We start from the raw sequence: 15,058 nt of genomic DNA on the forward strand, positions 1-15,058 counted from the left end.
TATGGAAAATGAATTGACATTAAAATAAAACGGGTGTAAAAATAGAGATATACTTCTTATGTTATTTTTTATAACATAATTAAGAAGAAATAATTACATGGGAGGTTGTGCTATGGACTCATTAACGTTAATGAACAGTTTATGGGTGATGCTGGGAGCTATTTTGGTCATCTTTATGCAAGCAGGATTTATATTGCTCGAAGCGGGTTCTACACGAATGAAAAATGCCGGACATATTGCCGGAAAAACTGTTTTTACATTCGGAATTGCCTCCATTGTTTTCTGGGCAGTCGGCTATGGATTTATTTTTGGGAAGAACGGCAACTTTTTTGTAGGAATGTCTGACTTTTTTTATTCAGGATATGAAATAGATGGATTATCTCTTTCAACATCCGTCTTTTTTGTATTCCAGTTAGCCTTTGCCGGAGTTTCTCTCGCCATTGCCTTTGCTGGATTTGCGGAACGGGCGAAACTTTCAGTTTATTTAATTTTTTCTGTATTGTTTACCGCACTTGTTTATCCAGTTGTTGCTCATTGGATTTGGGGCGGAGGATGGCTGTCGGAACATGGAAAACAAGATTTTGCAGGTTCTACCGTTGTTCATTTGACAGGTGCAATGGCAGCTTTGGCTGCAACGATCTTGTTGAAGCCTCGGATCGGTAAATATAACAAAGATGGTTCTGTTAATAATATTTATGGACATAACCAAGTTTATACAGCTCTAGGCGTACTTATTTTATGGGTTGGCTGGTTCGGTTTCAATGCAGGAAGCACGATTACAGTTGAGGATGGATTTTTTGGATTTGTTGCTTTGAACACGAATTTAGCTGCCGGAGCAGGAGCCGTAAGCGCCTTGATCATTTCATGGATCGCTGGCGGAAAAGCTGATATACCGACAATGTTAAACGGAGCGCTTGCAGGATTGGTCGCCATTACCGCATCTTGTGCATTTGTCGACACATGGGCTGCTGTCGTAATCGGACTAATAGCTGGAATTCTTGTATATTTTAGTATGAAGTTTTTTGATAAAGTTAAAATTGATGATCCGATTTATTGTTTGTCTGTTCACGGAGTAGCTGGTGTTTGGGGCACTTTATCAACTGGATTTTTTGCAACCCCTGAATTAGCAACTATTGGTAACCCTGGATTGTTTTACGGCGGAGGCTTTACGCAGCTCGGCATTCAAGCATTGGGAGTGTTTACTTCAGGTTTATACGCCTTTGTTGTTTCATTCGTCATCTTAGCTGTGATGAAAAAATTGCTCAATGGTTTGCGGGTGACAGAAGAAGAAGAAATGATCGGTTTGGACTTAAGCGAGCACGGAGTTTATGGGTATCCGGAAGCATTTGAATCTAATGAACAAAAGCTTGGAAGCTAACCGCAAGAGCGTATGGATGATGTATCATCTGTACGCTTATTTATAAAAAAGGGGATTTTTATACACATGGGGAATCCTTACAAACAATTGAAGGAATGGCGCAACAGCCATTTGCAAAAAGCGAAAACAGTGACGGAATTAAACAGTATACACGATCAGGTTATGAAACAATCCTTCCATCTTTCTTTCGAGATTGTAAAAAAGAAATACGGCCCTGCGCCTTGTGAATTTACTTGGTTTTTAGTCGGAAGCGGCGGAAGAGGCGAGCAGGCGAAAATAAGCGATCAAGACCACGGACTCATTTTTCATTCCAATGAGAAAGAAGCTCTCGACTACTTTTTGCTGCTTGGAAAAGAAGTTTCATTCGGCTTGAACGTCATCGGTTATCCTTACTGCGAAGGAAATGTCATGTGTTCAACTTCTTTATGGTGCCGATCGGAACAAAGCTGGAGCAAGCAGATCAATAAATGGCTACAGGATGAAACATTTGATTCTATCCGCTATTTATTAATCTTTTTTGATGCGCGTATGATCATCGGACAATCCGAATCGATTCATCGACTGAAAAACCAAATTTTCCAATATATTCAATATAATCCTGATTTTCTCGGTCGATTGTTAAACAACACAATGCATGTCAAAAAAGGGGTGGGTATTTTTCATCAGCTGCTTCCTGAAACATACGGCCCTCATTCAGGCGCTATTGATTTAAAACAGGCCGGGTTATTGCCTTACATTAATTCTGTCCGCTTATTGGCGATCAAAGAACGATTGTTGGATACGTCTACGCTGTCGAGGTTTCAGCTTCTGATGAAGCAGGAGTATTTTCGTCATGTATTATCTCCATATCACACATATTTTCAAGAATTAGTAACGATTCATTTTAAAAATTCATTAAAAGCGAACACATATGATGAAGTTCATTACCTCTCTTTAAAGGATTTATCAAAAGAAGAAAAAGGAAGGCTAAAAAAAATCATTTTAGGCGGAAAAAAATTGATGAATGAAACGAAATCCATCATTGAAAAGGGCGTTAATCCATGAAACTTCCATCTTTTTTTCACTTGATGAAGCAATTTCAGGGGAAAATGCAATCTTCAGCATTTACAGGTCTTGAAACAAATCTTCAGCATGCAGCGTTTTTGCGGAAAATGGAACAAGACTTAAAGCGGGAGGAAAGCTTGTCAACTCCTCTTCAGGAGCTGGACGTTGTTGTGCTTGATTTGGAAACAACAGGTTTTTTTCCGGAAAAAGGGGATCAAATTCTTTCGATTGGAGCAGTTAAAGTTCACGGCATGCAGATTGAAGAAAAGCATACATTTTACTCTTTTGTTCAGTATGAAGGGGAAATTCCCGTTGACGTAAAGAAATTGACAGGAATTGTTGAAGAAGACGTAAGAGCTGCTCCCCCTATATCGGAAGTATTGATTCGTTTTTATCAATTTGCAGAAAATCGGACGCTTGTCGCCCATCATGCCAATCATGAAAAAAATTTTCTTACAGAAGCTAATAAGGAGCATTTCCGCATTCCATTTAAACATCGGATTGTGGATACAGCCATGCTGTTCCAGCTCGTTCAGCGAGAACAAATTGCCGTAAGTTTAGATGAATGCTGCCGGTTTTTTTCCATCCCGGTCCAAAAGCGTCATCACGCCTTAGAAGATGCAAAAATGACAGCCGCGATCTGGTGTGAATATGTAAAAATGTTTGTTGAATCAGGCTATAAAACGTTGATGGATGTGTTTATCAAACTATCACTATTAAAACAAGGAGCGAGAAGATGAGTTCCCGCTCCTTTCTATTTTACAGCCATTTCACTTTTGGCTCTGTTTTATTTATGATCCTTTTAATATTGGCTCTGTGCCGATAGAAAACAAAGGTTGCGAGGATCGCGACAATGATCATTAAAGCCGCATCACCGGTAAAAATGGTATAAACTAACGTATACAGTGCTGTAACCATAGAGGATAAAGAAACATATTTTGATACATATAAAACAAGAAAAAATACAGCAAGCATAGATAAAAAGAGTAATGGGCTATAAAAAAGCAGCACCCCTCCGCTTGTCGCCACGGCTTTTCCGCCCCGAAAGCCTGCGAAAATTGGATACATATGTCCTACAGCAGCCACCATTCCTGCAATGAGCGTCCATGCTTGGTGAAGGTCGCCACTAAGCAATACGGGGAGGCTAGCTGCGAGAGTTCCTTTTAAAATGTCTGCAACCGTAACAAACAGCCCGGCTTTTTTTCCAAGCACTCGAAAAGTGTTGGTTGCACCTAAATTTCCGCTGCCATGTTCGCGAATATCAATGCCGTATCCAATTTTGCCAACGATAAGTCCAAAGGGGATGGAACCAATTAAATAAGCTAAGATAAGGACTAAGATTAATAGAAAAGACATAATGAAACTCCTTTATATTCATGATTCTATTATTATTGTACACAATTGATTCGATCAGGACTATATTTTGTTGATAAAAGCCGTTTTAAAACTTTGGTGTTCGACGCTTTTACAGTTATAATAAAAGAAACATTGGAAGGAGTGAACAAATTTTCATGCAAAATCCAAGTCTAGACGAAATCCGTGATATTTTAAAAAAAAGCAAACGAATCGCTGTTGTCGGCTTGTCCAACAATCCTGAAAGAGAATCTTACCAAGTTTCACAAGCGATGCAAAATGCGGGGTATGAGATTATTCCTGTCAATCCGATGATCGATGAAGCCTTGGGTGTCAAAGCGGTCTCATCCTTAAAAGAAATTGAAGGACATGTGGATATTGTAAACGTTTTTAGACGTTCTGAGCATTTATTAGATGTTGCGAAAGAATTTTTAGAAATTGATGCCGATGTTTTTTGGGCTCAATTAGGCTGCGTTAACGAGGAAGCTTATCAATTATTAAAAGAAAAAGGTTATCCCGTTATCATGGATATGTGTATAAAAGTGGCGCATGCGTTAACAAAATAACAAATGTTTCCCCCATCATCTTGATGGGTTCTTTTTTTGAAGAAAGGTTTGAAACATACGACATTTGAGTAATACAATAATATACGTTGCCGTGTAAGATTGCCAAACGCAGGGAAACCATGTAAAATACAGTTTACAAACATCTGTTCTTGTTTTTTGAAAGGAGTTATTTGTTTGTGGGAAAAGCAAAGATAATGGAATACAATGACGATGCGATTCAAGTATTGGAAGGATTGGAAGCAGTAAGGAAGCGGCCGGGGATGTATATCGGCAGCACGGATGCTAGAGGATTGCATCATCTTGTATATGAAATTGTTGACAATTCTGTAGATGAAGCATTAGCAGGCTTCGGAGACCATATCATTGTCAAAATACATAAAGATGAAAGCATTTCTGTTGCTGATAAAGGAAGAGGAATGCCGACTGGCATGCATAAGCTTGGTAAGCCGACTCCGGAAGTAATTTTAACCGTGCTTCATGCAGGAGGAAAATTCGGGCAAGGCGGTTACAAAACAAGCGGCGGATTGCACGGAGTAGGCGCTTCAGTCGTCAATGCTTTATCTGAGTGGCTTGAAGTGACGATTAAACGGGACGGATTTATTTACAAGCAAAGGTTCGAAAAGGGCGGGAAACCCGTTACGACATTAGAAAAGATAGGAGAAACAAAAGAAACCGGTACGACAGTCCATTTTAAACCAGATCCTCTCATCTTCAGCACTACGACTTTTCAATTTGACATATTGAGTGAACGATTGCGGGAGTCTGCATTCCTCCTAAAAGGATTAACAATTGATTTGATTGATGAACGGAACAATGTTCAAGAATCTTATTGTTATGAAAATGGGATCGAATCATTTGTCGCATATTTAAATGAAGGAAAAGAAACTCTTCATCCTGTTGTCTTTTTCGAAGGTGAGCAGCAAGGGATTGAAGTCGAATTTTCTTTCCAATTTAATGACGGCTACAGCGAAAACATTTTGTCGTTTGTCAACCATGTGAGAACAAAAGACGGCGGCACACATGAAGCAGGCGCCAAAACTGCCATGACAAGAGTGTTTAATGAATACGCACGAAAGACCGGTTTATTAAAAGAGAAAGACAAAAACTTGGAAGGAACAGATATTCGTGAAGGGCTATCGGCAATTATCTCCGTCCGAATCCCTGAAGGACTTTTGCAGTTTGAAGGGCAAACGAAAGGAAAACTCGGTACAACAGAGGCGAGATCTGCTGTTGACACAGTCATTTCGGAAAAATTATCTTATTTTTTAGAAGAGAATGCGGAGATCAGCACCCTCCTGATTAAAAAGGCGATAAAAGCGCAAGAAGCAAGAGAGGCGGCAAGAAAAGCGCGCGAAGAAGCAAGATCAGGAAAAAAACGAAAAAAATCTGAAATGTCTTTAAGCGGAAAGCTTACGCCTGCTCAATCACGGAATCCAAAGAAAAATGAATTGTTTCTTGTAGAGGGGGATTCTGCGGGAGGATCAGCGAAACAAGGTCGGGATAGAAGATTTCAGGCTGTTCTGCCTCTGCGCGGAAAAGTGATCAATACGGAGAAGGCGAAGCTGCAGGATATTTTTAAAAACGAAGAAATCAATACAATTATTCATGCAATCGGAGCTGGCGTCGGTGCTGATTTTAACATTGAAGATTGCAACTACGACAAAGTGATCATTATGACGGATGCTGATACGGATGGCGCCCACATCCAAGTGCTTTTATTGACTTTCTTCTATCGATATATGAAGCCGCTCATTCAGGCAGGGAAAGTCTATATTGCGCTTCCGCCTTTATATAAAGTAAGCAAAGGCAGCGGCAAATCCGAAGTCATCGAATACGCATGGAATGAGAAGGAGCTGTCCGCTGCCATTAAGAAGGTCGGCAAAGGCTACACAATCCAACGATACAAAGGGCTTGGAGAAATGAATGCGCCGCAGCTATGGGAGACGACGATGAATCCTGAAACACGCACTCTCATCCGCGTCCGGATTGATGATGCAGCAAGAGCGGAAAGAAGAGTGACAACCTTAATGGGTGACAAGGTTGAACCGCGTCGACAATGGATCGAAAAAAATGTGTCTTTTGGTATTGACGAAAATGACAACATGTTCGAAATTTAAAACAATGTGCTAGAGGAGGAGCAGCATGGAAGCTCAACAACGTTATGTCGATTTACCCCTTGAAGATGTGCTGGGCGACCGTTTTGGACGGTACAGCAAATACATTATTCAAGACCGCGCGCTTCCGGATGTTCGCGACGGGCTGAAGCCGGTGCAGCGGAGAATTTTATACGCGATGCTGATGGACGGAAATACGCATGATAAAGGATTTCGAAAAGCGGCCAAAACAGTCGGGAATGTTATCGGGAACTTCCATCCGCATGGAGATTCTTCTGTATATGAAGCGATGGTTCGGATGAGCCAGGAGTGGAAGGTTCGCAATGTTTTAGTGGAAATGCACGGAAACAACGGAAGCCTTGACGGCGATCCTCCTGCCGCCATGCGTTATACGGAAGCACGGCTGTCCAAACTTGCTTCCGAGCTTTTAAAAGATATTGAGAAAAATACAGTCGAGTTTGTACCGAATTTTGATGATACAACGAAAGAACCCGTCGTTCTCCCGGCGATGTTCCCAAACTTGCTTGTCAATGGTTCAACAGGGATTTCAGCCGGCTATGCAACTGATATTCCTCCGCATAATCTCGGCGAAGTCATTGATGCTGTGATTATGCGAATGAATCATCCGGATTGCACAGTTGAGGAATTAATGGAAGTGTTAAAAGGCCCTGATTTCCCGACTGGAGGAATCATTCAAGGAATCGACGAGATTAAAAAAGCATATAAAACAGGAAAAGGAAAAATTGTTGTTCGCGGCAAAGCGGAAATTGAAAAAATCCGAGGCGGAAAAGAGCAAATTGTCATTACAGAAATTCCGTATGAGGTCAATAAAGCAAATTTAGTAAAAAAAATAGATGACCTTAAGTACGAAAGAAAAGTGGACGGAATCGCCGAGGTGCGCGATGAAACGGACCGGACAGGTCTTCGCATCGTCATCGAACTGAAAAAAGATGCCGATGCTGAAGGAGTTTTAAATTACTTATATAAAAACACAGATTTGCAAGTTCCATATAACTTTAATATGGTTGCAATTCACCGTCGGCATCCGAAATTATTAAGCCTGCCTGAATTGTTGGATGCTTACATCGAACACCGAAAGGAAGTCGTGATTAACCGATCGACTTTTGAGCTCCAAAAAGCTCAAGAAAGGGAGCATGTCGTAAAGGGATTAATCAAAGCTCTATCCATCTTGGATGAAGTGATCGCTGTTATTCGTGCTTCAAAAGATAAACGGGATGCGAAAGATAATTTAATTAGTGAATTTGCATTTACTGAACCGCAGGCAGAGGCGATTGTCTCGTTGCAGCTGTACCGTCTGACAAACACTGATATTACTGCGTTGAAAGCGGAAGAAGAAGAGCTTGAGAAAAAAATCAAGGGGTTAACAAGCATTTTGGAGGATGAAAAAAAGCTTTCCAAAGTCATTCAATCCGAATTAAAACAATTGAAAAAAACATTTGCCGATGAGCGGCGGACGAAGATTGAGGCGGAAATTGAATCCATTACTATCAATATGGAATCCCTCATCGCAAGCGAGGATACAATTGTTACTGTGACAAAAGACGGCTATGTGAAACGTACGAGCTTGCGGTCGTATACAGCATCAAACGGAAAAGATTTCGGCATGAAGGATTCGGATCGACTGCTATGCCAGTATGAAATGAACACAACAGATGTTCTTCTCTTATTCACAAACAAAGGAAATTATTTATATTGTCCTGTTCACGAGCTTCCGGATATTCGCTGGAAGGATATTGGACAGCATATTTCAAGGACCATTCCGATTGATCAAGATGAACGGATTGTACAAGGCATTCCTTTAAAAAGTTTTGACGACGAGAAATTTTTCTTGTTTGTTACGAAAAAAGGCATGGTGAAGAAAACGGAAATTCGCCAATATAAAGCTCAGCGATACTCCAAGCCGCTTGTTGCGATCAATTTAAAAGACGACGATGAAGTGGTTGCGGTTCATATAACTGATGGAACAGGATTGATTTTGTTATCCACCCGTTTTGGATACGGTCTTTTATTTCACGAAGAAGAAGTGAATATTGTCGGCTCCCGTGCAGCAGGAGTCAAAGGCATCCAATTAAAGGAAGGCGATGCAGTCGTTTCTGGACTTGTGTTTGCTGAGAAACATGTTAACGATCAAAAGCTCGCCATTGTCACGCACAGAGGCGCTGTGAAAATGATCAATATCGGGGAAATCGAACGAACACAACGAGCCAGAAGAGGATCAATGCTGTACAGAGAGCTGAAAACAAACCCGCATCGGACAGCGGCCATCTTACTCGTCAACGGAAATGAGAATTTGGTATTGGAAACGGAGAAAGGTATCAGGGAAATAGTGCCTCTTTCCAATGTGAAGGTGACTGATCGATACAGCAACGGTTCCTTTTACATAGATAAAGAGGAGGCAGGAGAAGTCGCTGATAGCTGGCTGGAAACGGAAGCATAAAAAATGATCACCCCTATCCGGATTTAGTGAGGATAGGGGTTTTTCACTCTAATACAGTGATATTTTGCTTCATTGGCGGTTTAGGAGCAAATTCTGAAAGAAAACCCCTTGGTCTCGATCAGACATATTATTCGGACACATTTCTAAACGTTGTTTGAAATGCATAATCTAAATGCCATTTATTTGCGCTTTCAATGGGATTGATGAGAAAAATCCGAATTTTCATTCTCTTCTAAGCATGAAAAACAAAACAACGACCCATTTTTTTCGTCAATAGCCCCATTCAAAAAACCGTTTAGACAATGAATAGGTTTGCTGCACCTTATACAAAATCCTACAAATTCCTCCAATTTCCCTTCACTTCCTTTGTGATCGTAGTGGTGTAGTTGAAAAAAGTTGGATATAACTTATTATACTTATTATATCAGAAGAAAGATGTTTAAGTTATTCTTCTTTTGTGCCAAACAAGCAGAATATCAAAACAAGAAAAAGAGCGCTTCCAAAAAGAAAGAAACCATATCGAAAGCCGCTTATTCAGCAACATCAGCGAAAATGACGTCACACACCGAGGCGCTTTTCGTTTTTAGCTTTCTATTCTCTGAAAAAAACTCTATTACGACGGCATGCCATGAAACTTTGCTTGTCAATAGCCTTTAGCTTCGTCCTTGATAAAACGTTTTAAGTTTTAATGGTTAGATCAAGGTCTGAACAGTCCGTTTCCGTGATGTTGAAATGGTGAAGAAAGAGGCGGGGGATCGCCGCCTCTTCCACCCGAAATTATTGAAGAATGCGTGGAAATAATACGTTATTTTCCAAATGAATATGTTCAAATAAGTCTGATTCCAAAGCTTCTAAACGATTGTAAACGAGTTGATATGTTCGGCAAGCCCCGTTCGGAAGGGTATAGTCATTTGTGATCCGCCTAATTTCTTTTATGATATCCCCTGTTTTATCATGTTCATTCGTAAGATCGGCAATCATTTTTTTCATTTTTTGTTCGTTTTCGCTTGTCGGCTGCTTCTCGAACTGGCTAATAAGCGGAAATACTTCAGACTCTTCTTTCCATAAATGTTGTTCTAGTTCCGTTTTTAATTCATTAAACAATTTATGAACCTTTATTAGATGTGGATGATTTCCGCCGTGGTCTCGCATAACTTTTGTCACATAGGGACTAAGGTTTGGTAGTTCTTCCAACAAATAACGATGATGTTTATTTATGATATGGTCAATAAGTTCTGAGTATGTTGCTGTCAACCAATTTTTCTCTGTTTTTTCATCAGTTGCAGCATACAGATCCTGCAATTGACTCATTAATTCCTCAATCGCCACTCCCCGTTTATCGGCTGCTTCTTTTAAAGAGCGATCACCGCCGCAACAAAAATCAATTTTATTTTTTTTAAAAACATCGCTCGCTTTCGGAAGCATTGCGACAATTTCTCCAACTGTCGTATTTTCCGTAAATATTGTTTTCATTATTTTGCCCTCCCAATTTCATTGTTAAAAAGATAATACCGCAACTCGTTCTTTTCAATAGTGACAGGTGTCACTTTCCCGTTTAGTGTTGTGGCTATTTTGTGACAAAACAAAGAGGTATGCAACAAATCACAACGTAGCTAGTTTTTTTCACTATAATGGAATTTAGAAGAAATTGTTGATGAAAGGTGGATACATGATGGCAACCGTCAAGAAATTAGTGATTCCAAAACAGCATGGAGCCTGGGCAATGCTTGTTATACCATTTCTATTGGGGGCTTATATAGGAGGGTTCTCTTGGATTCATATTCCATTATTTATCGGCTGGTTATGTTTATATTTAGCAACATATCCGTTACTGATGGCTATGAAAAATAAGCGCAAGCCATTTTATATAAAGTGGTTTGCTCTTTATTTTGCCGCTGCTGCCGTTATACTGCTCTTTCCATTAATTTATAGATGGGAAATAATATATTTCGGAATGGCGATGACACCGTTTTTTTTAATAAATATTTATTATGGGAAAAAGAAAAAAGATCGTGCTTTTTTCAATGATCTAGCAGCAATCGCTGTTTTTTGCATTGGAGGTCTTGCCAGTTCTTTTATTGTAAGCGGAGAAATAACAAAAGAAGCCTTCATCACCATAATGCTTTGTTTTTTATTTTTTGTGGGCAGCACTTTTTATGTCAAAACAATGATTCGGGAAAAAAACAATCCGAACTATAAATGGTTGTCATGGGGTTTTCATGTTTTCTTAATGATCGGCTTGGTCGCTACCGAGTATGCCGTTTTTATAATAGCTTATATTCCGAGTGTTATTCGAGCTGTTTATTTTTACGGAAAAAAAATGCCGATTTTAAAAATCGGTTTAATTGAAGTGGGCAATGCCGTATATTTTTGTTTTGCAATGTTTATGATCATCAATCTGTTCATGCTGCCGTAAGCGCATTTTCCCTTTGCAGAAGGTTGATTGCCCAATGATCATTCGATTTTTTGGGGGAAGTAATGCCGATATATTTTTTTAAACGCTGTCAAGACAAAATTGGCCATGAAATTCCCCCGCAATCATCATGATGATTGCGGGGGGTACAGGCATTTCACTTAAATTTTTAATATCAGGAAAAAAAGGAATTATTATTCTTTTTCAGTCTTCAACGGGATGTTGTTGCCGTCAACATCCTCCATCATCCCATCAATTGTGCCCTCCGTATATGTATCTCTTATTTGTTCCTGCGTTATGGCCAAACCTTGTTTGAGGTCGGATTCGCTGCCGCTCTTAAAAGGTTCATCATATGCTCCGAAGGTTGGGTTATTTTTCATTTTCTTGTCTTGACGTTTTGTGGACATTTCGTTTCCTCCATGAAAATTCGTTTTCCTTTATTATGATTCTTAAACGCTTCAAACATTCATCAAAAAGACAGTTTTTTTGCGGCCGCTACATAAAGATTTCTTTCTCCAATTGTTCAGCATCAACCAAATAATATCCGTCGTCATCAACAAGAATAAGACCTTTCCGCTTCATTTGGTTAAGCGTTCTGCTAACGGTTTCACGGGAAGTTCCGATCATATTTGCCAATTCCCGATTCGTTAAATGGGTTGTCAAACGATAAAGTTTTCCTTGCGGCAGTGCATTCGTTTTTGTAAGCCGCAACAGCAACAATACGATTTGTTCATATGTATTATGAAGAATTTGCTCTTCTAACCGATTTTGCAAATCTATAATTTTTTCACTCATCACGCGAAACAATTTGATGGACAATACCGGAAAGAGCATAAGCGTTTCCTCAAAATCTTTGATGGGAATGACAATTAATGTAGATTCTTCCATAACTTCTGCATGAGCAGGGTAAGATCCTTTGCAAAAAAATCCGGTATGTGGAAACATTTCTCCATTCTGCAAGATGGAAACGATTTGTTCTTTTCCATTTCTGTCCGTTTTATATATTTTAATCGTTCCTGAATGGATGAAATATACGTTTTCCAGCATGTCGCCTTGCATGAATACATACGATTTTGGTTGATAAGTACGTACTTGAGAGATAGCAACTATGGAAGTCAATTCTTCATCAGACAGTTCACGGAAAAGGGGAACGCTTCTTAATCTTTCAAACACCCAGCTATTTGTCATGGTATCACACCTTTTTTTCAACTTTGATTTTCGTTTCATATTATAGCGTTTCTTTACAAATGAGTCGTGTGATGTAAATCATAGTTCCTAATAAAAATAAGGTGTCTAACATACTTAAGGTTTGGGGCAGACCACCTCATCCATTTGCGAATTACCGAAGCAATCGCGGGGAAGATCCGCAGCAGCTGAACATTTGTCAAAAGAATGACTTTTTCGTAAAAATCATTTCTTCCCTTTTACCGGAAAGTGTGATGGCTTTCACTTCGAAAATTTCACCTTTTTATATGATGAGAAGAAGCAGAGATATTTTTCATTTTAAAGAAAGGAGTTTGTATGTGATGATGGATTATGACCAAAACCCTTTTATTGTCATTTGGGAGTTGACGAGAGCATGTCAATTAAATTGTTTGCATTGCCGAGCCGAGGCGCAATATCATCGTGATCCCCATGAGTTGACTTTTCAGGAAGGAAAAAAATTAATTGATGATATTTTTGCGATGAACCAGCCGCTATTAGTATTTACCGGCGGTGATCCATTAATGCGGCCGGATTTATTCGCTCTTGCCGAATATGCTATTGAAAAGGGATTGCGTGTTTCAATCACGCCGAGTGCAACTCCAAATGTAACAAAAGAAGTGATGCAGAGGGCAAAAAATATCGGGCTTTCCCGTTGGGCATTTAGTTTGGACGGCCCGAATGCGGAAATTCATGATCATTTTCGCGGCACAAAAGGTTCTTTCGATTTAACGATGCAAGGAATCAAATATTTGCATGAATTTAAGATTCCTGTTCAAATTAATACAGTTGTATCACGCTACAATGTTCATGTTCTTGAAGAAATGGCGGATTTTGTTGAAAAACTTGATTGCGTTCTTTGGAGCGTTTTTTTCCTCGTACCAACTGGAAGAGGAAAACAATCGGATATGATTTCTCCCGCCCAACATGAACAAGTTTTTCGTTGGTTATATGAAAAGAGCAAACGTGTACCATTTGATATTAAAACGACTGCCGGACAACATTACCGTCGTGTTGTCTTGCAAGCCAAAATGCGTGAACAGCAAATAGATGGAAAAGAAATCCATTATGAAGATATTTTGTTTAAAGGGGCTACAGGGGAAGTGGACGGACTCGGCCGTGCTCCGAAGGGAGTAAATGATGGCAACGGGTTTGTGTTTATTTCCCATATTGGCGATGTTTACCCGAGCGGATTGCTTCCAATCAAAGCGGGAAATGTGAGACAAACACCACTGGCCGATATTTACAGAACTTCACCAATATTTCAAAAATTGCGCAATCCAAATCTTTATAAAGGAAAATGCGGTGTTTGCGAATTTCGTTTTGTTTGCGGAGGCTCACGCTCAAGAGCGTATGCTGTGACAGGCGACTATTTGGAAAGTGAGCCTTATTGTGTATACATTCCTAAAGCGCTTCGCCAAAAACGGGAAGTTTAAACCGTTGGAAACGCAAGCGGTATTCAATTTGATTGAATGGGCAAAAATCGGAAAAACATTTTTGTTGAGGTGAAATTTTAACAATTATTTGGCAATCAATAATTATATGATAAAGTTCACAAACATTCCCCGCCTATTTTTATGGTACAGATGATGGCACCATTCATCTGTTTAGGAGGGGATTTTGGTGAAACAAAAAGCATTACTGCCAGTCACCACTTTAGCCATGACATTTGCATTTGCCGTATGGCGAATTTTATCTCCGTTAGCAAGTACGTTCCAAGATATTTATAACCTGACATCAACATAAAAAAGCATCTAAGTTGCCAACCCGTCTGCTAGGTTCTGTCATGCGAATTCCACTCGGAATTTGGACTGACCGGTATGGCCGACGGTAAATGTATTCTTTGCTTTTATTATTTTTAATTGTCTCATTAGTTGGCATCAGTTTTGCCAATTCTTACGGAATGACGATATTTTGGGCTTTTTCATTGGAATGGCAGAAACGTCATTTGCGATTTCAGTTACATTTTTTTCCTGGTTGACACCTCCGGAAAAACAAGGAGCAGCTATTATCCCCTGCAGGAAGACAGCATTTGTAAAAAATTTTCCTGGAAGGGGATTTTTTTGGCTGGGAAACGATTAAACGAACATCTTAAATGTGACGCCGTTTGTTTGGGAGCTGGAAGAAGAGCCAAAAACACCAAAATAATTGGGACTTCTTTCATAAAAAAAGCTGTCCCTTTCAGGAAAGGAACAGTCTTTGAAAAACGTTTAGGAAAGGAACCCTAGCTGCCTTAATGCTTTTTCGCTCATTCTATCAGGGGACCAAGGCGGATTCCAAGTGATTTGGACATTTACGTCTTGAATGCCTTCAATATCACGCAATGCGCGTTTCACACCGCCTGCTATTGAGTCGTGCAACGGACAGCCGGGTGTAGTCAATGTCATTAAAATGAATGCAGTTCCGTCTTTGACTTCAATCTTATAGATCAGTCCTAAATCAACAACATTAATTCCCAATTCAGGATCTAAAACGTTTTGCAGTTTTTCCAAGATCTTTGCTTTTATTTCCATTGTTACATCACCCTTT

14 protein-coding genes are annotated in these 15,058 nt (G+C 39.7%); 9 read left to right on the forward strand and 5 right to left on the reverse strand.

Annotation, left to right across the window (positions count from 1 at the left end):
* The first annotated feature begins 112 nt into the window (after window positions 1-112).
* The 3 genes from FB379_RS11540 (at window position 113) to FB379_RS11550 (ending at window position 3,162) form a co-directional block, all read left to right on the forward strand.
* Complete coding sequence (locus FB379_RS11540) at window positions 113-1,378, forward strand: ammonium transporter (protein WP_066248561.1); 1,266 nt, start codon at window positions 113-115, stop codon at window positions 1,376-1,378.
* Window positions 1,379-1,444: 66 nt separating this feature from the next.
* Window positions 1,445-2,422 (forward strand): DUF294 nucleotidyltransferase-like domain-containing protein, encoded by a 978-nt coding sequence (locus FB379_RS11545; protein WP_063387683.1) that lies wholly within the window; start codon window positions 1,445-1,447, stop codon window positions 2,420-2,422.
* Complete coding sequence (locus FB379_RS11550) at window positions 2,419-3,162, forward strand: exonuclease domain-containing protein (RefSeq protein ID WP_144598041.1); 744 nt, start codon at window positions 2,419-2,421, stop codon at window positions 3,160-3,162. Before FB379_RS11545 ends, FB379_RS11550 begins: the two co-directional genes overlap by 4 nt.
* Before the next feature lie 19 nt (window positions 3,163-3,181).
* Here FB379_RS11550 and plsY read toward each other — a convergent pair whose 3' ends face one another.
* Window positions 3,182-3,778, reverse strand: a complete 597-nt coding sequence (plsY, locus tag FB379_RS11555) for a glycerol-3-phosphate 1-O-acyltransferase PlsY (protein WP_063387681.1) — start codon at window positions 3,776-3,778, stop codon at window positions 3,182-3,184.
* 155 nt (window positions 3,779-3,933) lie between these two features.
* On the opposite strand from plsY, the gene FB379_RS11560 reads away from it, so the two are divergent.
* The 3 genes from FB379_RS11560 (at window position 3,934) to parC (ending at window position 8,913) form a co-directional block, all read left to right on the forward strand.
* Complete coding sequence (locus tag FB379_RS11560; protein ID WP_063387680.1) at window positions 3,934-4,341, forward strand: CoA-binding protein; 408 nt, start codon at window positions 3,934-3,936, stop codon at window positions 4,339-4,341.
* 194 nt (window positions 4,342-4,535) lie between these two features.
* Window positions 4,536-6,458, forward strand: coding sequence for a DNA topoisomerase IV subunit B (gene parE / locus FB379_RS11565; RefSeq protein WP_094246508.1), 1,923 nt, complete (start codon window positions 4,536-4,538; stop codon window positions 6,456-6,458).
* A 25-nt stretch (window positions 6,459-6,483) separates the two neighbouring features.
* Window positions 6,484-8,913 carry a DNA topoisomerase IV subunit A gene (parC, locus tag FB379_RS11570; protein ID WP_066248567.1) on the forward strand — a complete coding sequence of 810 codons (2,430 nt, stop codon included), beginning with the start codon at window positions 6,484-6,486 and terminating at the stop codon, window positions 8,911-8,913.
* Between the two features lie 777 nt (window positions 8,914-9,690).
* Here the strand turns inward: parC and ric are convergent.
* Window positions 9,691-10,386: an iron-sulfur cluster repair di-iron protein gene (gene ric, locus FB379_RS11575; RefSeq protein WP_144598042.1), complete on the reverse strand. Its 696-nt coding sequence runs from the start codon at window positions 10,384-10,386 to the stop codon at window positions 9,691-9,693.
* A gap of 199 nt (window positions 10,387-10,585) precedes the next feature.
* Here ric and FB379_RS11580 point away from each other — a divergent pair, with 199 nt between their 5' ends.
* A complete protein-coding gene (locus tag FB379_RS11580; RefSeq protein ID WP_144598043.1) occupies window positions 10,586-11,329 on the forward strand; it encodes a YwiC-like family protein in 744 nt (247 codons plus the stop codon).
* A gap of 191 nt (window positions 11,330-11,520) precedes the next feature.
* On the opposite strand, the gene FB379_RS11585 is transcribed toward FB379_RS11580, so the two are convergent.
* A complete protein-coding gene (locus tag FB379_RS11585) occupies window positions 11,521-11,733 on the reverse strand; it encodes a YozQ family protein (RefSeq protein ID WP_242009325.1) in 213 nt (70 codons plus the stop codon).
* 88 nt (window positions 11,734-11,821) lie between these two features.
* Window positions 11,822-12,514: a Crp/Fnr family transcriptional regulator gene (locus tag FB379_RS11590; RefSeq protein ID WP_130156977.1), complete on the reverse strand. Its 693-nt coding sequence runs from the start codon at window positions 12,512-12,514 to the stop codon at window positions 11,822-11,824.
* Between the two features lie 338 nt (window positions 12,515-12,852).
* Between FB379_RS11590 and FB379_RS11595 the strand changes: the two genes are divergently transcribed.
* Both FB379_RS11595 and FB379_RS19240 read left to right on the forward strand, forming a co-directional pair.
* Entirely contained in the window at window positions 12,853-13,965 is a 1,113-nt protein-coding gene (locus tag FB379_RS11595) for a TIGR04053 family radical SAM/SPASM domain-containing protein (RefSeq protein WP_144598044.1), read from the forward strand.
* A gap of 187 nt (window positions 13,966-14,152) precedes the next feature.
* Entirely contained in the window at window positions 14,153-14,275 is a 123-nt protein-coding gene (locus tag FB379_RS19240) for a hypothetical protein (RefSeq protein ID WP_277874803.1), read from the forward strand.
* Between the two features lie 464 nt (window positions 14,276-14,739).
* Here the strand turns inward: FB379_RS19240 and FB379_RS11605 are convergent, their stop codons facing one another.
* The gene (locus tag FB379_RS11605) at window positions 14,740-15,042 is read right to left on the reverse strand and encodes a metal-sulfur cluster assembly factor (RefSeq protein WP_063387670.1); all 303 of its coding nucleotides are present in this window, start codon (window positions 15,040-15,042) and stop codon (window positions 14,740-14,742) included.
* Between the last annotated feature and the right edge of the window lie 16 nt (window positions 15,043-15,058).

Origin of the sequence: Aeribacillus composti (assembly GCF_007827555.1) — a bacterium.
In the GTDB taxonomy this organism is placed as follows: domain Bacteria; phylum Bacillota; class Bacilli; order Bacillales; family Aeribacillaceae; genus Aeribacillus; species Aeribacillus composti.